General features: G+C 50.2%; 15 protein-coding genes. 14 read left to right on the top strand and 1 reads right to left on the bottom strand.

Annotation, left to right across the window (positions count from 1 at the left end):
* Positions 1 to 48 precede the first annotated feature (48 nt).
* Positions 49 to 1,938: a DNA topoisomerase IV subunit B gene (locus tag AC23NW_RS09210; RefSeq protein WP_293842257.1), complete on the bottom strand. Its 1,890-nt coding sequence runs from the start codon at positions 1,936 to 1,938 to the stop codon at positions 49 to 51.
* Between the two features lie 263 nt (positions 1,939 to 2,201).
* Between AC23NW_RS09210 and AC23NW_RS09205 the strand changes: the two genes are divergently transcribed.
* The 14 genes from AC23NW_RS09205 (at position 2,202) to AC23NW_RS09140 (ending at position 19,156) form a co-directional block, all read left to right on the top strand.
* On the top strand, positions 2,202 to 4,808 hold the full coding sequence (locus AC23NW_RS09205) for an SLBB domain-containing protein (RefSeq protein ID WP_487449045.1): 2,607 nt from the start codon (positions 2,202 to 2,204) through the stop codon (positions 4,806 to 4,808).
* 1 nt (position 4,809) lies between these two features.
* Entirely contained in the window at positions 4,810 to 5,916 is a 1,107-nt protein-coding gene (locus tag AC23NW_RS09200) for a hypothetical protein (protein ID WP_487449044.1), read from the top strand.
* 83 nt (positions 5,917 to 5,999) lie between these two features.
* Positions 6,000 to 6,836, top strand: coding sequence for an ABC transporter permease (locus AC23NW_RS09195; protein WP_293842251.1), 837 nt, complete (start codon positions 6,000 to 6,002; stop codon positions 6,834 to 6,836).
* 6 nt (positions 6,837 to 6,842) lie between these two features.
* Entirely contained in the window at positions 6,843 to 8,108 is a 1,266-nt protein-coding gene (locus AC23NW_RS09190) for an ABC transporter ATP-binding protein (RefSeq protein WP_293842248.1), read from the top strand.
* Between the two features lie 49 nt (positions 8,109 to 8,157).
* On the top strand, positions 8,158 to 9,261 hold the full coding sequence (locus tag AC23NW_RS09185) for a DegT/DnrJ/EryC1/StrS family aminotransferase (protein WP_487449043.1): 1,104 nt from the start codon (positions 8,158 to 8,160) through the stop codon (positions 9,259 to 9,261).
* Between the two features lie 63 nt (positions 9,262 to 9,324).
* Entirely contained in the window at positions 9,325 to 11,415 is a 2,091-nt protein-coding gene (locus AC23NW_RS09180) for a glycosyltransferase family 39 protein (RefSeq protein ID WP_487449041.1), read from the top strand.
* 7 nt (positions 11,416 to 11,422) lie between these two features.
* Entirely contained in the window at positions 11,423 to 12,124 is a 702-nt protein-coding gene (locus tag AC23NW_RS09175) for a WbqC family protein (protein WP_293841120.1), read from the top strand.
* A gap of 59 nt (positions 12,125 to 12,183) precedes the next feature.
* Positions 12,184 to 12,840: an acetyltransferase gene (locus AC23NW_RS09170; RefSeq protein WP_293841117.1), complete on the top strand. Its 657-nt coding sequence runs from the start codon at positions 12,184 to 12,186 to the stop codon at positions 12,838 to 12,840.
* A 60-nt stretch (positions 12,841 to 12,900) separates the two neighbouring features.
* Positions 12,901 to 14,115 carry a glycosyltransferase family 4 protein gene (locus tag AC23NW_RS09165; RefSeq protein WP_487449642.1) on the top strand — a complete coding sequence of 405 codons (1,215 nt, stop codon included), beginning with the start codon at positions 12,901 to 12,903 and terminating at the stop codon, positions 14,113 to 14,115.
* A gap of 11 nt (positions 14,116 to 14,126) precedes the next feature.
* Positions 14,127 to 15,215: an acyltransferase family protein gene (locus tag AC23NW_RS09160; RefSeq protein ID WP_487449039.1), complete on the top strand. Its 1,089-nt coding sequence runs from the start codon at positions 14,127 to 14,129 to the stop codon at positions 15,213 to 15,215.
* A gap of 45 nt (positions 15,216 to 15,260) precedes the next feature.
* Complete coding sequence (locus AC23NW_RS09155; RefSeq protein ID WP_487449038.1) at positions 15,261 to 16,262, top strand: glycosyl transferase; 1,002 nt, start codon at positions 15,261 to 15,263, stop codon at positions 16,260 to 16,262.
* 2 nt (positions 16,263 to 16,264) lie between these two features.
* Entirely contained in the window at positions 16,265 to 17,299 is a 1,035-nt protein-coding gene (locus AC23NW_RS09150; protein WP_487449037.1) for a glycosyltransferase family 9 protein, read from the top strand.
* Positions 17,296 to 18,123: a DUF5672 family protein gene (locus AC23NW_RS09145; RefSeq protein WP_487449035.1), complete on the top strand. Its 828-nt coding sequence runs from the start codon at positions 17,296 to 17,298 to the stop codon at positions 18,121 to 18,123. Before AC23NW_RS09150 ends, AC23NW_RS09145 begins: the two co-directional genes overlap by 4 nt.
* Before the next feature lie 10 nt (positions 18,124 to 18,133).
* Positions 18,134 to 19,156, top strand: a complete 1,023-nt coding sequence (locus AC23NW_RS09140) for a glycosyltransferase family 2 protein (RefSeq protein WP_487449033.1) — start codon at positions 18,134 to 18,136, stop codon at positions 19,154 to 19,156.
* Positions 19,157 to 19,158 lie beyond the last annotated feature (2 nt).

The raw sequence follows: 19,158 nt of genomic DNA, 5'->3' as shown, positions 1-19,158 counted from the left end.
TAATGGCGGTATAAACAAAAAAGACCTGAGAAATCAGGTCTTTTTTGTTTATACCAGGGCAGCTTCTTCAAGATCTTTTTCTACCCTCAGGTTGTCAATAATAAACCGTTGCCGGTCCGGGGTGTTCTTGCCCATATAATAGCCAAGTAGCTTCGGGATGGAAATTTCCTTCTCGATGATTACCGGTTCGAGACGCATATTTTCACCGATAAAGAGTCCGAATTCATCCGGAGAAATTTCGCCCAGGCCCTTAAACCGGGTTATTTCGATCTTCTTACCGCCTTTCGACAGCTTTGCACCGGCAATCTGCTTTTCTTCTTCTGAATAACAATACGTTGTTTCTTTATGATTTTTCGGATTCCGTACCCTGAAGAGCGGTGTCTCCAGAATGTACAGGTGTCCGTTACGCACCAGATCAGGGAAGAACTGGAGGAAGAATGTCAGCATCAGCAGCCGGATGTGCATGCCGTCTACGTCGGCATCGGTAGCAATAACAATCCGGTTATAGCGCAGCGAATCAAGGCCATCTTCAATATCCAGGGCGTGTTGAAGGAGGTTAAACTCTTCGTTTTCGTACACAACTTTTTTGGTCAGGCCAAAGCAGTTGAGTGGTTTGCCACGCAGGCTGAAAACCGCCTGTGTCTGTACATTACGTGACTTGGTAATGGATCCGCTGGCCGAATCCCCTTCGGTAATAAACAGCGTGGTCTGATACCGGTCTTCGGCTTTCGGGTCGGGCAGGTGAATCCGGCAGTCGCGCAGCTTCTTGTTGTGCAGGTTTGCTTTTTTCGCCCGGTCATTGGCCAGCTTCTTGATTCCGGCGAGCTCCTTGCGTTCCCGTTCCGATTGCTCAATCCGTTTTTTAAGCGCATCCCGTACGGCAGGATTCATGTGCAGAAAGTTATCCAGCGTACCGCGGACAAAATCCTTCACAAAGGAGTTGACGGTCGGGGCATTCGGCTCGGGGGCCATCGCGACCGAGCCCAGCTTGGTTTTTGTCTGGGATTCAAACACCGGTTCCTGCACCCTGATACTGATGGCGGAGATAATAGAGGCCCGGATGTCGGCCACTTCATAATTTTTATCGAAGTGTTTCCGGATCGTTTCAACAACGGCTTCGCGCAATGCCTGAAGGTGGGTTCCGCCCTGCGTGGTATACTGACCGTTCACGAACGAATAGTATTCTTCTCCATACTGATTGCCGTGGGTCATGGCAATCTCCAGATCCTGTCCTTTCAGGTGAATAATCGGATATCGGAGTGTTTCGGCATTGGTCTTGTTCTGTAAGAGATCGAGCAGACCGTTCTGCGAAACGTACTTCTGACGGTTAAATGAAATGACCAGTCCGGCATTCAGGTAGCAGTAATTCCAGATCATATTTTCCAGATACTGCGGAATGTAATGGTAGTTTTTAAAGACCGAGTCATCGGGCTCAAAACAGACCAGTGTACCGTTGCGCTCACTGGTAGCCAGTTCGCCCTGGTTTTTCAGGATCCCCCGTTCAAACTCAGCCCAGACACTTTTACCCTCACGAAACGACTGTACCTTGAAATAACCGGACAGTGCGTTCACGGCTTTTGTACCTACCCCGTTGAGGCCCACCGACTTCTGGAATGCCCCGGAGTCATACTTACCGCCGGTATTGATTTTTGAGACAACCTCAACCACCTTGCCCAGCGGAATGCCCCGGCCATAGTCCCGGATTTCCACCCGGTGGTCGGATACCTTAATCTCAATGGTCTTACCAAACCCCATGACGTGTTCGTCAATACAGTTATCGACCACTTCTTTCAGTAATACGTAAATGCCATCGTCGGCGGCTGATCCATCACCCAGTTTGCCAATGTACATCCCCGGCCGGAGGCGGATGTGCTCCCGCCAATCCAGCGACCGGATACTATCCTCATCGTACTGAACCGTCTTTGTTAAATCTGCCATGTAAGGTTGCAACTAAAAGGCACAGTGCTCCGGTAATGGATACCAAAGTAACCGTTCCTTAATAAATCCAAAATTTATTTTATGTGTTTACTCTAAGAGGCAATATACGAAATTCCGCCGTGAAATAGAAATGTATTTAAAATAAGATAAAAGTTCGCTTACTTTGCCAGCAAATCCCGTTTAAGTAATAAAAACAATTCTTACAACGTAAGGGTTATTAGGTCCAATAAAGCCCCCTAATGTTAGTCATACACCTAAAAAATATGCAAAATTTTCGGTGTCTTCACTTCTCCGAGGTAAAAACAAGTACGAAGCAATTGTTTAAACGAAGCCTTAAATCAGCCTGCGCCCTCTTACTGGCAGCCGCACTGATACCTGTTTCATTCACGAACGCCCAGGTTACACCCGGGCCGGTTGCTGTTCCGGGCGGTTTGCCCGGCGGCACTACCCCTGCCGGTACATCAATTCCAGGCAGTGCTCAGCCAGGAACATCCCAGCCCGGAAAAGGGCAGCCGGGTGGTACTCAATCCCAGCAAGGACGCCTGGGCGGGGTAAATCAGCCTAACCAGCAGGGTCGTTCGGCTACCGGACAAGGTACTCAGAATGGCCAGGTACAGAATGCCGACGGAACCCTCCAGTCCAATGATAAAGCGGATGAAATAGACGGCAAACAGGCCCAGAAGACCAATGAAGAGGTAATCGAAGACGGCTACGAAGCCGCCCGTACCCGCGAAAAACTGGAAATCCGCCGGAAACTGTTCGGCAGTTCCGTATTCAATAACCCGGATCTGGCGTCTGCTTTCCAGCCTAATATCAACGTGGCCACGCCACAGAATTATGTGCTGGGGCCCGGCGATAAGCTGAATATCCTTATGTACGGCTACACTGAGGCCGATTTCAGCCAATCGGTTTCACCCGACGGGACTGTTTTCCTCGGGAAACTGACCGGGCTGGGTCCTGTATCCGTTGCCGGTTTATCGGTCGAACAGGCCAAGATACGTATCCGGGACCGGCTGTCTCAGAAATTTGTCGGGCTGAAAAGCTATAACGGGGCTCGTCCGAATACGTTCCTCGATCTGACCCTGGCCGACCTGCGCAGTATCCGGGTGTCTATTCTCGGTGAAGCCATTCGTCCGGGCACGTATCCGGTTTCTTCGCTGGCTACCGCTACCAATGCCATTTATCAGGCCGGCGGCCCCAACGAACTGGGTTCTTACCGGAAAGTCAACGTGATTCGTGGCGGCAAAGTGCTGGTAACGCTGGACTTATATGATTACCTGCTCAACGGCGTTCAGCGGAATGACGTTCGTCTTCAGGACGGTGACATCATCCGGATCGGCACCTACCAGTCGCGCATAGAGGTAACGGGTACGGTTAAACGTAACAACTTGTTTGAACTGCTACCAAACGAAACACTGGATAAAGTGCTGTATTACGCAGGTGGTTTTGCGGCAAATGCCTATAAAAACCGCATCAAGGTAACCCGTCTGACCGACCGTGAACGGAAGGTAATTGACGTTACCGCTGACCAGTATGCCAAATTTGAGCTGCAGGATGGTGATGTTGTGACCATCGAACAGTTGCTGGACCGCTTCGAGAACCAGGTAAACATCGAAGGTGCGGTCTATCGTCCGGGTCGTTATTCGCTTGATCAGAACCCGACGCTCCGCACGCTGATCCAGAATGCGGAGGGCCTGCGCGGCGATGCCTTTACCGGCCGTATCCAGATTCTGCGTACCCGTGAAGATCTTTCAGTCGAAAATATTTCGCTGAACCTGGCCGACATCATTAACGGCAAGGCAGAAGATATCGTCCTGAAGCGGGAAGATCAGGTCGTCATTACGTCCCGTTTCAGCATGGCTGAAAATGCTACTATATCTATTACTGGTGCAGTCAACCAGCCAACGGGTGATATTATATATGTCTCGAACATGACACTGGAAGATCTGATTCTGAAGGCGGGTGGGCTGAAAGAATCAGCGGCGGCGGCACAAATTGAAGTGATACGCCGTAAAAAGGATGTGGATGTTTCGTCGAAAACGGCGCAGCTGGCTGAGGTATTCCACTTCCAGGTAAACCGCGACCTGACGCTAGACAGTGACGACAGCCGCTTTTTCCTGTATCCGTTTGATCAGGTAATTGTCCGCCGTTCGCCAAACTATGCAGCCCAGACCTTTGCCCGGGTAGAAGGCGAAGTAATTATGCCAGGAGAATATCCGATTGACCGCAAAGATCTCCGTATTTCTGATCTGATTAAGCAGGCCGGAGGTTTGTCGCCCTATGCCTACAAAGAAGGGGCTACCCTGCAACGCCCTGTAAAAGAATCTGCGGAGCAGCTGGCCCAACGTCAGAAGGCTATTGATGAACTGGCTGATGTGTCACGGAATACGGTTGTGAAAAAGACAGAACTGGTTGCCGGCACGCCGGAGCCAATCGGTATTAACCTTGGTAAAGCACTGGCAAATCCGGGCTCGGCGGAAGATATGATTGTAGAAGAAGGAGACGTACTTCTCGTACCGAAATATCTGGAAACGGTACGGGTACAGGGCGAAGTACTGCTGCCGACAAACGCTAAATTCCGGCCAGGCAGTACGTTTCAGGATTACATTGCGCAGGCTGGTGGCTTCACGGAAAAGTCACGTCGCCGCGGTGCCTATATCGTGTATGCCAACGGTTCAGCAGACCGTACCCGCCGGTTTATGTTTTTCAACATCTACCCGCGCGTTGAGCCAGGCGCAACCATTACCGTTCCGCTCCGGACGTCAACACCGCTTACACCACAGCAGGTCCTGAACTCAGCCATTGGTATTACCGGTTCATTACTGACGTTAATCACAACCGTTCTGGTGTTAACCCGCGTAGGCAATTAATATGGAAAGCATCAATAAAAATAACATTCCAAGGACCGTAGAACGTCCGCTTCCACCCGACCAGCTGTCTCCGAAGGCAGTAATGCTGCGCATTTTCAGCCTGAAAGACGTCTTTAAACGCTATTGGAAGCTAATGCTGGCCTTTACGGTTATCGGTGCCGGCATCGGTAAGTTTATTGACATTTCGGAGGAACGGAAGCCGATCTATAACGCAACCATCACCTTTAACCTGGGCGGTGGCAGCAGTGGTGGCGGTATGGGCGAACTCGGTGCGCTGGCCAGCGCTTTCGGTCTGGGCGGCAGCGCACCGGATGCCAGTATCTTCGTGGGGGATAACTTCATGATTTATGCGCTGTCGCGGCCGGTCGTAGAGAAAACGCTGATGAAAACCGTTAAGATCAACGGAAAAGATACGCTGCTGGTGAATTATTACATACGCCATAGCGGCATCCGGGACAAAGAATGGGAAGACGATGATAGCCTCCGTAGCTTCTATTTCGATCGGGCCAAGAAGGTTTCTGAGTACACAAAGCAGGAGATCAACGCCATGTCGCAGATTTATACCCGGGTAAAGGGCGAAATCAGCGTACAGCAGCCGGAACGGAAATCATCCTTCATGGAACTTTGGGGAGGTATGCAAGGCGAAATGCTCACAAAAGTGTTCATCGAAACACATCTTGAGACTATCGAAGAAGATTACCGCCAAAAGCAAAATAAGAAGAGCCGAGAAGTGGTAGATGTTCTTGAAAAACGGATTGACTCATTGTCTCGTTTGTTAAGAGGTAATGAGAACCGTCTGGCCCGAACGATCGATCAGAACCAGCAAATGGTTGTTGCATCGGGTAAAATGGAAGAAACGAAACTTACCCGTAATTCCTCTTTCCTGTCAACCCAGTATTTTGCTGCCGTTCAGCAGTTGGATAACATGCACTTATCGATGATCAAGGAGGCTCCTTTATTCACCGAAATTTCGCCGGTTTATTTACCGTTGTATAAAGAAGTGCGTACGTCTATTGCGATGCAGGCCGGTTTAGTATTAGGTTTGATACTTAGTTTATTGATCGTTTTCTTCCGTGAGACCTATATTTCGGTCATGCGCGAAGCCTAAAATAGCGTACGTTTGCGGGGTTGGTCAGTGGTAGACAGTATGTTCACTGCTGACCAACTTTTGCAAATACGCAACCACTAATCATGAAATCCGAGGAAGTACTTATACAATCCGGCCGGGCAGAACGGCATTACTGGCGAGATTTATGGCGCAACCGGGAATTACTTTATATTCTCTCCATGCGCGATGTGTCGGTTCGTTACAAACAAACAGCATTAGGCACCGCCTGGGGACTTATCCGGCCCCTGACCACCATGTTGATCATGGTGTTTGTCTTCAGCAAAATCGCCAAATTACCGGCTGATCCGGGCGTACCATACCCCCTGATGGTTCTTGCCGGTATTACGGTCTGGACTTTTTTTTCTACCTCCTTCACGCAGATCAGCAACAGCGTGACCCTGAATTCGAATCTGGTCACGAAAGTGTATTTCCCGCGGCTGATCATGCCGATGAGCTCGATTGCCGTTAGTTTTATCGACTTTCTGGTTTCGCTGGGACTGTATATTGTTATTGCCATCTGGTATAAATTCGTTCCCGACTGGCACATCCTGCTGCTGCCGGCGTTTATCCTGCTGGCCCTGCTGGCTTCGTTTGCTTTCGGATTGTTCTTTGCCGTTATCAACGTGCGGTTCCGGGATATTGCCCAGCTGATCCCGTTTATCGTTCAGATCGGCTTTTACATTTGCCCGATTGCCTACAGCAGCCGGCTCGTGGCTGATTCGCAGGACTGGTGGGCACCCATTTACTGGTACAACCCGATGGTAGGCATCATCGATGGTTTCCGGTGGGCTTTACTGGGCGAACAGGCCTATTTTAACCCGCAAAGCCTGATCACATCAATCATTACAATTGTGTTATTTTTGTCTTTCTCACTGACCTTCTTCCGGAAGCGTGAGAATACATTTGTAGACGATATCTAGGAGCTCATGTCTGTAATCACTGTCGACAATATCAGTAAACGTTACATAATTGACCATAAAAAAGGCAAAGGCGGCACTACCCTCCGGGATATGCTGGCGGAGAATGTAAAAAGCCTGTTTGGCCGCAAAAAAGATACTGCTGACGGCGGACTGGAGCACGAAGAGTTCTGGGCCCTGCAAGATGTAAGCTTCAGTATAAATCAGGGAGACCGTGTCGGGATTGTCGGCCACAACGGTGCCGGGAAATCGACACTCCTGAAAATTCTCAGTAAAATTATTGAACCCACCAGCGGCTCCGTCCGGATCAAAGGACGGGTTGCCAGTCTGCTGGAAGTCGGTACGGGTTTCCATCCGGAGCTTACCGGCCGCGAAAATATCTTCCTTAACGGCTCGCTGCTTGGCATGAGCCGTTCGGAAATAAAAAAGCAATTCGATGCCATCGTTGACTTTGCCGGTGTTGAAAAGTTTCTGGATACGCCCGTCAAACGGTATTCATCGGGTATGTATGTGCGGCTTGGCTTTGCCATTTCGGCGCACCTTGATCCGGAAATCATGATCGTGGATGAGGTACTGGCCGTTGGCGATGCGGAATTCCAGAAGAAAAGTCTCGGTAAAATGCGGGATAACTCAGCCAGTGGCCGTACAATCCTGTTTGTCAGCCATAACCTGACCGCTGTACAGGCACTTTGTAACAAAGCACTGTATTTTGAAAAAGGCCGGTTACTGGAAGACGGCGAAACCAATCAGGTTATCGGAAATTACCTCAGTAAAGTTTCGAAAACGAAACTTGTGCGGCAATGGGAGACGCCTGAAGAAGCACCGGGTAACGATAAGGTCCGGATACGCCGGATTGAGCTGATTCCGGAGATGCGGGAGGGTCAGACGCATATTGACGTGCGTACACCGATGCGCCTCCGCTTTGAGTTCTGGAATCTGATGGAGCAGGCCAACCTGAACCTCAGCCTTCACCTGAACTCGCTGACCGGCGAATGTATTTTTAACGTCGGTACCCAGTCAAAAAGCTACAGCAAAGGACTGCTGGCCGGCGAATGCGAAATCCCCGGCTATTTCCTGAATGACGGCTCGTATACGATTTCCGTCATGATTGTTAAAGATACGGTAACTCCCTTGTTCAATATGGAGGAGGGAATTACTTTTGACATTGAGGACTATCGGGAAGGCATTGCCTGGTATGGTAAATGGCCGGGCTATGTCCGCCCTCAGTTTCCGTTTGTCATGCAAACCCTGGAGCAGGGTGTACCCATAAAATAAGCAGAGTGCCCTGACAGGGCGCCCGGCTTTTTCGACGCAACTACGCATTATGATTAACGTTACCAAGTCTTATCTGCCCGATTTAGAGGAGTTTACCGGATATCTGAAAGGTATCTGGGAGCGTACACAATTAACTAATGACGGCCCCCTTGCCCGCGAACTCGAAGCTAAGCTGAGCGAGTTTCTCGGTGTAAAACACGTAAAGTTTTGCACCAATGGAACAGTTGTGCTCCAGATGGCCCTGAAAGCGCTGAATATTACCGGTGAGGTGATTACGACACCATTTTCATATTGCGCGACGACAACGGCAATTATGTGGGAGAACTGTACTCCTGTTTTTGCCGACATCCGGCCGGAAGATTATTCCATTGATCCGGAAAAAATCATTCCGCTGATTACGGATAAGACACAGGCAATTCTGGCAACCCACGTATATGGCAACGCCTGCCAGATCGAACGCATTCAGGAAATTGCGGAACAATATAATCTGAAGGTCATCTACGATGCCGCCCATACCTTCGGGGCCACTTACAACGGTAAATCGCTGATGAGTTACGGCGATCTGGCGACCTGTAGCTTCCATGCAACCAAGGTATTCCATACGGCCGAAGGAGGCTGCATTGTAACAGACAGCGACGAAATGGCCGAAAAACTGGGCTTATACCGCAGTTTCGGCCACCGTAACGACGATTATTACAGTATTGGTATCAATGCCAAAAACTCGGAAATTCATGCAGCCATGGGCCTCTGCGTACTGCCGAAAGTACCGGAGCTGATTGCGGCCCGGAAAACGGTAACCGAACTGTACAATAATACCCTTGATTTCAGCCTGATGACCCGCCCTGAGCTGCATCCGTCCGTTGGCTACAACTATGCCTATTACCCGGTTGTGCTGGAGTCAGAAGCCCTGTTGCAGGAAGTACGTGAAGCGCTGAATAAAGAAGAGATCTTCCCGCGCCGCTACTTCTATCCGTCGCTGAACACACTGCCCTATGTGACAGATAAGCAATCGTGCCCCGTTTCGGAGGATGTTGCCCTGCGCGTGCTGTGTCTGCCCCTGTATCCGGGTCTGCCGGAGGCCGATGTTGAGCGTATCTGCGGCATCATCAATAACGTTACTCAATCAAATCTGGCATTAGACAGTAAGCAATAGGCAACGGAACGGTGCCGGCCTCACCGCCTGCGCGGTTTCTGCCTTTGCCATTGATTCTTACCCATGACAGTTATCTATCTGCTGACATTTGTGCTGTTCGTTGCGTATGTCGGGTACCTTGCTTCGCGCATTACCCGCCGTTCGCTGAGCGAATGGATGATTACATCATTTCTGCTGTTTGCCGGAAGTGTCATATTCACAGGGTTTGTGTTATCAGCCCTCTACCAGACTGCTCATACACCGGTATGGGCGATTTCGGTTTTCTTTACAGCAACGCTCTTTGGCCGGGGCCTCCATTTCCTGACGGTCAAAAGTAGTCCGGATCGTACACACACACCGTTTTCACCAACCCTGCTGATTCGTGAACGGCGTCGCCAGCTGATCCGCTGGTACCGGGCACTGGATACATTCCCCAAGTTCATTTTCGGGATTATGTTTATTACGCTGGGCATTATCGGGATCATGAACCTCATTCTGGTCTTGTTTACTGCACCAAACGAATGGGACAGCATGACCGGTCACCTGAACCGTGTGGTGCAGTATATCCAGCGGGGTTCGATGCGCCATTTCGGCGGAACAAACTGGAACATTGACACTTACCCCAAAAGTGTCTGTACTTTACAGATTTACGGCTACCTCATTACCGGCCATTTCGAAAACGGCTTCAAGCTCATTCATCACCTGTCGTACTGGATGGCCATTGTTTCTGTCTTCGGCATTGTCCAGCGCATTACCAACGGCCGGTTGTCGGCCAGCATCCTGTGTGCCCTCGGGTACGCACTGCTGCCTGATTTCCTGATGCAGGCTATTACAACAGAAACCGATATTGTCCTGACGGCTTATCTGAGCGTGGTTCTGTATATGCTCTTCACCTTCCGGCAAACGGGGGATAACCGCTATCTGTACCTGACCGCAATGGCCTTTGCAATTGCATACGGACACAAAATCACCTTTACCCTGCTGCTGCCTTCGGTGTTTGTCATCATGGTTTACACGGTTTTTCTGGCACCGGGCTTCAGCATTTTCGTCGGTCGTACACTTCGACTCGGCATTGCGATTGTCATTGCCATGTGCCTGTGGACATTCCCGACCGGCTATCTCAAAAACATTGAGGTATTCGGTCACCCGATCGGACCGCCAACGGCACTCAGGCACCAGTCGGTCGAACGGGCGGGTTCACTGCGTAACCTGCTCGAACAAGGCTCAAGGAATGTGGTCCGCTATGGCTACGATCATGTTAACCTGGATGGTATCCGGAACATCGAAGCTGGCGTTGTTCTGAATCATGAGATGCGGAAACCGCTGGTGTTTCTGGAAGACAAGCTCCGGATGCGGCTGGATGAAGAAACCGACTTCTCGATTCAGCCTTTTTCGTTTGACCGCCGCTTTATTTTCTACAATGCCAACCCGTACTGGGGCATCATTGGCTTCGGGCTGATTTTTCCGGTTCTTTTTCTGGTTTTACTGGGCATTTTCGGTGTTCCGGTGGCCCGTTCAACGCCACACGCATACTTAGCTGTTGCTTTTCTGCTTCACTTTGCGGCTCTCTCCTACTCGGCTCCCTACGATCCGTTTAAGGGCCGTTATTTTATTGAAACCGGTTTGTTCGGCATTCCGATGCTGGCGCTGCTGTTCAGTAATACAAGCCTGTCGGTCGACCGGCCCGGTCGCTGGCTGTGGAAAGGGTACGTCGGCATGGTACTCACCGGCGGTTGTATTTCGGCGCTGTTGTGCGTATTCTACAATACCCGCGCCTTGCCGTTTAGCTGGCATACGCCGGACGGACGCGATATTCCGTCGGTGTTTGACGCCGACCGGATGCGGGTACTGACGCTGGGGCGCCCGGATATTTACCGTCCGTACAAACGCTTTGATGAACTCGTACCGGAGAATGCGACAGTGGCCCTGGGTACTATCAACGATGACTACGAATATCCGCTGTACGGCAAGGACCTCACCCGCCGGCTGATTGCGATTAACCCGTTTGAACGCGGGGTACAACCTATTCCGAAAGAAGCAGATTACCTCTTCTTTGCCAAAAGTGTCATTAAGCCACAGCCGGGCGATATCCGGTTAGGAACCGATACAACCATGACTGAAGCCGATGGTATTGTTGTACCCGGCGAAGACTATTATCTGCGAAAATTAAAGTAATACGCCGGTGAAACTAGCTATCATGCAGCCCTATTTCCTCCCGTATATCGGGTATATGCAGCTCATGCATGCAGTCGACAAGTTCGTGCTGTACGACGATGTTGCCTTTATCAACCGGGGCTGGATTAACCGCAACCGAATGCTGGTCAATGGGCAGGAATTTATGTTTACCATTCCGCTGAAAGAAGCCAGCCAGAATAAAAAAATTAATGAGATTGAGCTGAGCAACGATCCGAAATGGCGCGGAAAACTGCTGAAAACAATTGAACAGAGCTACCGGAAGGCCCCCTGTTATGGAACGGTATACCCGATGCTCGAAAAAATTATCAATTTTACGGGCGGTTCCATTGCTGAGCTGATTTATCCCGGACTGCTTGAGTTGAACCGGTATCTTGGCATTACCACCGAAGTGGTTCCCTCCTCGGCGGTATACCGGAACGATCATCTGAAAGCGCAGGATCGTATTCTGGACATTTGCCTCCAGGAGAAAACGACCCATTACATCAACCCGGTCGGTGGCATGGAATTGTACGATAAGGAACGGTTTTCGCAGGAGTCCATCCAACTCAGTTTTATCCAGGCGAGGAAAGTGGTCTATCCCCAGCTGAACCGTCAGGAGTTTATGCCCTGGCTGTCGATGCTTGATGTATTGATGAATAACGACGTTGACAGCATCCGCTTAATGCTCAACGAATACGATTTAATTTAACCCGGTGTGCTTTCCGGCTGCGCAACACGCCGCCCGAATATACCATTCACGAATCAACCATGGCTAAAGTTGTTATTTTTGGAATACTTGATACGGCTGAGCTGGCCCATTTTTACCTGACGCACGACTCTGAGCATGACGTCGCTGCCTTTACGGTAAACCGCGAATACCTGAATGAGGTCACGTCTTTTAAAGGGCTGCCACTCGTTGCATTCGAAGATGTCGAGACGCTGTTTCCGCCGCAGGAATATAAGTTTTTTGCCCCGATGACGGCACGGAACATGAACCGTAACCGTGAAAAGGTTTACCTCGAAGCGAAAGCAAAAGGGTATGAATTAATCTCCTACGTCAGTTCTAAAGTGACCATGTTCGGCAACGAAATCGGTGACAACTGCTTTATTCTGGAAGACAATACGATCCAGCCGTTTACAACAATCGGCAACAACGTTGTTCTCTGGAGCGGTAACCATATCGGACACCATGGCCAGATTAAGGACCACGTTTTCTTTACCTCGCAGGTTGTCTTGTCGGGGCATTGCGTTGTGGATTCCTATTCCTTTTTTGGCGTAAACAGCACCATCCGTGACTACACCCATATCGCGCAGGGTACGCTGGTCGGGATGGCGTCTGCGATTTACAAAAACACGGATGAATGGGGTGTGTACATCGGCAATCCGGCCAAGAAACTCCCGAAACCAAGTTACGAGACTTATTAATCCGGCAAGCGCAACCCGGTTCTACGACTAAGTAATCACCTGGAATAACCATTCTCTGTACTGAAAACGATTTTATTAATTGGCCATGATGCCAACCGCGCCGGAGCCCAGCTGGTTCTGCTACAGCTTATGCGTTTGCTGAAGCAGGAAGGTATCCATATGCATTTGCTGCTCGGCGCCGGCGGGCCGTTACTGGACGAGTATCAACAGGTTGCCTCTGTCACAATCTGGCCGGCAACCAACGATCAGCCGGTTGTTAATCCACTCGTTGATAAAGTTTTAGGCAAAATCGGCCTCTGGGATGCTATGTTCCGGCAGCAGCAGCAGCGTCAGCAAGCGAAACTGCGACAAACCCTGAATCTGGATAAAACCAGTCTTATTCTGGTCAATACCGTTACCAGCAGCCGGTGGTTTCATGCGCTGGGGCTGGGCGACATGCTGCCGGGCCATACGCATAGAATACCGGTCATTACCTTTGCCCACGAACTGGCTATGTCCGTTGGCATTTATACGGATCCCGACGAATTAAGCTATTTACTGACCCATACGGATCACCTGCTGGCCGTATCAAAAGCCACGGCATCGTATTACGTTGACCGGCATCAGTTTGATCCGAAGCGCATTACACAGTTTACCCTGATCGACACCCCGGCCCTTCAGCGGAATGTAGAGCAGGCACGCCATCAGCCTACTCCGTTACCGGCCCTGGGCATTCCGGCCGATGCGATTGTCGTCGGCGGATGTGGCCTGGCCGAATGGCGTAAAGGCAATGACCTGTTTGTTACCCTCGCGAAACTCGTGAGCCGGCGACCGGTCAAACGACCGGTCCACTTCGTCTGGGTCGGTATGAAGCCGGGCGGCTACCGCGACGACTTGTGGCTCGATGTACAGAAAGCCGGGTTAACAGCCTGTGTTCACTTTGTCGAACCCACGCCGGAAGTACTCCGCTACATGGCAGGCTTTCACATGCTGGCCCTGACCTCGCGCGAAGACCCCTACCCGCTGGTTGTGCTGGAAGCAGGCTTGTGTCAGGTACCGGTCTTATGCTTTGAGCATGCCGGCGGATCTCCCGAACTCATCGAACAGGACGGCGGCGTGGTGGTTCCTTATCTCGATATCGAAGCCATGGCAGACTCCATTGCCTGGCTGGCGGACGACGATACTACCCGCACCGGACTGGGAAGACAGTTACAGCGGAAAGTGTTGCAACGGCACCCGGCCAATCAAAGCGTGGCGGTCCTTTTACATTTAATCGGGGATCTGGTCCGCGACTAACCATTTTTTGTATGCGATTACCTACCGGACATATGCCCCAGCTGGATGCCCTGCGAACCTTCGCGGTGCTGCTGGTTGTCATCTACCACTGGTTTCCGACCGATCGGGGCTTTAATTATTATGTTCCGAACGGCACCATCGGCGTCATGATCTTTTTTGTTATCAGTGGTTTTCTGATTACCAGAATCCTGCTCGATAACCGGAACCGCTGGCTCGACGGACGGGTAACCCTGGGCGAAACATACCGGAAGTTTTTCATTCGCCGCGCACTCCGGATTTTCCCATTGTATTACCTGATTATATCGCTCGTCTGGCTGCTGATTCCGGAAGCAACCGACGTTGATGAGCATCCGTTATACTATTACCTCTACGGCTATAACATACTGCTGCATAAGACAGGGAACTGGTCTGATCTGCTGTCGCCGTTCTGGACACTTGGCGTCGAAGAACAGTTATACCTGGTCTGGCCATGGATTGTTTTTCTGACCCCAAGGGCATCTTTGCAATGGGTTATCACCGGTATGGTCGTACTAGGAATTGCCTTCCGGGGATTCGGTTTTCTGACCGGCGACCTGGATGGTGTACTGACTCCGGCCAATCTGGATTCGTTCGGACTGGGCGCCTTGTGGGCGTGGCTGATTGTTGACCAGCCGCAGCATATACCCGCCTTCCTCAATAAGTTAACGATTGCTGCTATTGTAGCATTTATCGCGTTTATTGGGTTCCAGTTTTTACCTAATGACCATTTTTTAGTTGTTTTATTTCAACGATTCGTTATTTCAGTAGTATCTTTATTTTTGGTTGTTCAGGCCAGTATTGGCTTTAGCGGATTGACGGGCGCAGTGTTCAATAATACACTGCTGCAATACATCGGCCGGATCAGCTACGGTATCTATGTATTTCACATGATTGTACCGGGTTATCTGGTTCCATTTACCATCCGTGTCATCAACCGGTTTATTACCCTGCCACCCTTTGGATTCTGGACCCACCGGCTATTCAGCTTTTGTGTCCTGTTTGTTCTTGCATCTGCCTCGTGGTTTCTTTTTGAGAAGCCAATTAATGAGCTGAAGCGCTATTTTTCATACAAAACCACATAAACAGACGACTACCACTGGCTGTCCGGACTGTTTTTATTTTTTGGAATGACGCTTGCATTTACGATATGTTCGGTGAATTATCTGGCCCAGGCGCGGACACTTGGTGATTCACTGCGTGCGACCAACCCGAACTGGGAATACATCATTGGTCTTGTTGATGATTTATCGGCGGCCAATCTGCCTGATGAGCTTCGTCCGCCTTACCCGATGCTGGAAGTGGCCAATATCAATATTCCGGACTTTCAGGCGATGTGTGACCGGTATGATATTACGGAGCTTAATACCGCCGTCAAACCGTTCTTTATTGACTACTTCTACGCCACTAAGCCGGAAATGACCGAAATTATCTATTTCGACCCAGATATCATTGTTTTTCAGCCACTTGTGGAGCTTCAGGAACGGTTGGCCAAGTACAGCATCGTTGTCACGCCGCATACCTGCTCGCCAACCCCTGATTGGGAACGGCCCAATGAACTCCATCACCTGAACACCGGCATTTTTAACCTTGGTTTTGTCGGATTGCGGAAAGATGCCGAATCACAGGCCTTTGTCAACTGGTGGAAAGAGCGGTTAACCTACGAATGCCGGATTGATCTCTGCGCCGGTCTGTTTGTGGATCAGCATTGGGTCAACTTTGCACCAGCCTATTATAAATCGGTTTTTATCGACAAAAATCCCGGCTATAACGTAGCCTACTGGAACTTACACGAACGTTTTTTCAGTAAAGAAGATAATCAATGGATTGTTAATGGAAAGTACCCGCTTTTATTTTTTCATTACAGCGGATACAACCCTTACAAGCCGAATGAGGTCTCTAAATATCAGACAAGGTATACATTTGACAGTACCGACGCGCGCAACCGGCCCGATGCCTTCCCGCTTTTTCTCTACTACCGGGACCAACTGCTGGCCAATGCAAACGATACGTACCGGCATTACCCCTGTGTCTATATCAAGCCGCCGGTTGTACCACGGTACAAGCGCGTGCGGAAGGCGCTGAAAGCACCGCTGAACAGACTCATCACCCTATTAGAAAAAAGGAACTAGCTATGTTTTCATGGCCACGCACCAAAGCACTCTGGATCCATCGATATACTAAATATACCCATATTGTCGGGACGTATTTTTCTTTCTGGCGTAAATATGTTCAGCTTCGCCAATTGAAGGCCACGCTGAAAGGACGGCCGTTTATAGCCATTATACTTTCCGAGCAGATGGGCGATATTATTGCCTGTGAACCGGTAATCCGGGAAGTACGCCGCCGTTATCCGGATGCCTATCTGATTTGGTTTGTGCGTCAGGCCTACCTTGATCTGGTAAAATACCACCCGGATCTGAACGGCCATTTAATCGAAAAATGCCCGGGCGAACGTGTCAAACTAATTAATTCGGGGGTTTTCGATCACGTTTTTAATATGCACCTGTCGCACCGGAAGTGCAAATACTGCGTTGAAGACCCGGTAAATCCGGTGGCAGAAAAACTGCATATTAACTACTCCAATTACTATTTTCACGGTAACCTGCTGCATTCGTTTTCGCTGGCCGCCGGACTTCCCGCGCTTGAGGATCAACCGGTTATGCACATCCCTGCACAGGTTCAAAGCAAAATTAACCGGCTGAACCTCCCTAAGGATGCGATTGTTATTCACTGCCAGTCCAGCCATGCGCCACGGGACTGGCAACCGGCTAACTGGAACAAACTGGTGCGGTGGATACTGGCCACATACCCCAATCCTGTCATCGAAGTAGGTTTAACACCAATCGTGCAACTTAATGACCCGCGTTATATAAATTTGTGCGGTCAACTGAGTTTGCTGGAAACAGCCGAAGTCATCCGGCAGGCCCGCTTATTCATTGGTATCGACAGCGGACCGGCTCACATGGCTAATGCCGGCGGAACCGATGGCATCATTATGCTGGGACAGCTCTTCGATTTTGTGAATTACATGCCTTACTCAGGCCGCTACAAGCATGGAGAAGGCGTAACCATTTTAAACCAACTGGGGCATCCGTGTGCGGACATGCCATATGAGTGGGTGCAGGAGGCCGTCGTTAACCGATTGGCCCAGCCCAAACTAGTATGAAAAAAAACGGAAAACAAACAGTTTGCATCGTCATTCCGGTCTACAAAGCGGTGCCTTCACCGCATGAAATCATTTCATTAACGCAATGTTTTAAGATTTTAGGTCACTTTCCTATAAAGCTGGTTCACCCGGAAACCCTTGACCTGACCGCCTATCTGACCGCATTTCCGACGCTTGAATCTGTACCCTTTCCGGCGCACTACTTTACTGACATTCAGGCCTACAACCGCCTGATGCTTTCCGAAGACTTTTACCGGACCTTTCTGTCGTTCGACTACATGCTTATTCACCAGCTGGATGCCTTTGTTTTCAAGGATGAACTCCTGTACTGGTGTAACCGTGGTTATGACTATATCGGTGCGCCGTGGCTCCGCGACCGGGATTTCGCCGGTTTTACCGATGAGCTGATCTTCACCCTGAAAAAGCGGGTTGCCATTTTATTTGATCTGAAGAAAGAAGACGGCATCACCCCGCGTGAAATTACAGGTCTGAATGGTGTGGGGAACGGTGGCTTCTCCTTACGGCGCGTTTCTGCTTTTCTGGCCTGTTTACGTATCTTTGATAAAAAAATCAGACAGTACGAACGTAGTACGCTTTACCAGTATAATGAAGATGCTTTCTGGGGTATTGAAGTAAACCGATACTGGCCCAGGTTAAACATTCCGGACTTCCGGACAGCCCTACGTTTCGCTGTTGAATTTTACCCACAACGCGCAATAAACAATTACAATCAAGGGGAGTTACCCTTTGGTTGCCATGCATGGGACATTCATGGGACTGACTATTGGCAAGGTATTTTTGCCCGTTATGGCTACGTAATTTGACTTGTAACTGATGAATCCGCGTAAATCGCCAGGTATTTCTATAGCTTTATGCACCTACAACGGAGCAGCCTTTCTGCCCGCGCAGTGGGACAGCATTTTAAAACAAACCCGCTTACCCAACGAAGTCATTATTTGTGACGACGGTTCGACCGATGGCACAATCGACCTGTTGCATCAGTACCAGGCATCGGCTCCTTTTCCGGTACAGATTTTTCTCAATCCGGTACAGCTCGGCTTTAACAAAAACTTCGAACAGGCCTTGAGCCGGTGTACGGGTGAGCTTGTCTTCATCTGTGATCAGGATGATTACTGGATGCCGGAAAAACTGGACGTCATGACCACCTTTATGGAGGAAAATCCGGATACAAAGGTTGCCTTCAATAATGCGTTTGTGGCCGATGACGAGTTGAATAATCTGCACGAGCTGTTCTGGCTACGCGTCCGCTTCGACGAAGAAGCACAGGAACGCTGGAAAAACGGCGAGGCAATGGAGGTCCTCCTGGATGGCGCCCGGATGATGGGATGTGCTACCGTTATTCGCAGGGACTTCATCCCGAAACTCATTCCGATCCCGACCGATATTCCCAAATACATCTATGACGGCTGCATTTCGCTGGTCGGAGCTGCCTTTAATACCATCCGGTTTGTCGATAAGCCCCTACAGCTTTATCGTACGCATCAAAGCCAGCAGGTCGGTGTCAGAGCCGCCCCGATTCCGCCGCGTACCCGCCTGCGCGACCGGTTCACCCGCCCGCGTGCCGAAAAACTGGAACCGCTCGTTTACAAACGGATGCAGATGGAAAAAATTCATCAGTTTCTGGCTCCCCGCGTGCCGGCAAATACACCTGCCATGCAGCAACTCAACCGGAAACTTGCCCATTACACCATGCGTAGCTCACTGTCTACCAACCGGTTGGCGCGCATTTTCCCTGTGCTGCGGGATTTACAGCGTGGGTTATATCACCGCTATGCCGATGCCGCAACCGACTGGTATAGCCCCTATCTAGCCGCTATCGGTGACCTTCTGGAATGAGT

The sequence above is a fragment of the Arsenicibacter sp. R0_47 genome, from assembly GCF_057652235.1.
The sequence above is the reverse complement of the archived record's forward strand: the minus strand, read 5'-3'. Positions and strand labels throughout refer to the sequence as shown.

What these genes read in the sequence shown, in the direction of transcription:
- AC23NW_RS09210 (WP_293842257.1), bottom strand. Translation starts at nt 1,938, where the DNA reads ATGGCAGATTTAACAAAGACGGTTCAGTACGATGAGGATAGTATCCGG.
- AC23NW_RS09205 (WP_487449045.1), top strand. Translation starts at nt 2,202, where the DNA reads ATGCAAAATTTTCGGTGTCTTCACTTCTCCGAGGTAAAAACAAGTACG.
- AC23NW_RS09200 (WP_487449044.1), top strand. Translation starts at nt 4,810, where the DNA reads ATGGAAAGCATCAATAAAAATAACATTCCAAGGACCGTAGAACGTCCG.
- AC23NW_RS09195 (WP_293842251.1), top strand. Translation starts at nt 6,000, where the DNA reads ATGAAATCCGAGGAAGTACTTATACAATCCGGCCGGGCAGAACGGCAT.
- AC23NW_RS09190 (WP_293842248.1), top strand. Translation starts at nt 6,843, where the DNA reads ATGTCTGTAATCACTGTCGACAATATCAGTAAACGTTACATAATTGAC.
- AC23NW_RS09185 (WP_487449043.1), top strand. Translation starts at nt 8,158, where the DNA reads ATGATTAACGTTACCAAGTCTTATCTGCCCGATTTAGAGGAGTTTACC.
- AC23NW_RS09180 (WP_487449041.1), top strand. Translation starts at nt 9,325, where the DNA reads ATGACAGTTATCTATCTGCTGACATTTGTGCTGTTCGTTGCGTATGTC.
- AC23NW_RS09170 (WP_293841117.1), top strand. Translation starts at nt 12,184, where the DNA reads ATGGCTAAAGTTGTTATTTTTGGAATACTTGATACGGCTGAGCTGGCC.
- AC23NW_RS09160 (WP_487449039.1), top strand. Translation starts at nt 14,127, where the DNA reads ATGCGATTACCTACCGGACATATGCCCCAGCTGGATGCCCTGCGAACC.
- AC23NW_RS09155 (WP_487449038.1), top strand. Translation starts at nt 15,261, where the DNA reads ATGACGCTTGCATTTACGATATGTTCGGTGAATTATCTGGCCCAGGCG.
- AC23NW_RS09150 (WP_487449037.1), top strand. Translation starts at nt 16,265, where the DNA reads ATGTTTTCATGGCCACGCACCAAAGCACTCTGGATCCATCGATATACT.
- AC23NW_RS09145 (WP_487449035.1), top strand. Translation starts at nt 17,296, where the DNA reads ATGAAAAAAAACGGAAAACAAACAGTTTGCATCGTCATTCCGGTCTAC.
- AC23NW_RS09140 (WP_487449033.1), top strand. Translation starts at nt 18,134, where the DNA reads ATGAATCCGCGTAAATCGCCAGGTATTTCTATAGCTTTATGCACCTAC.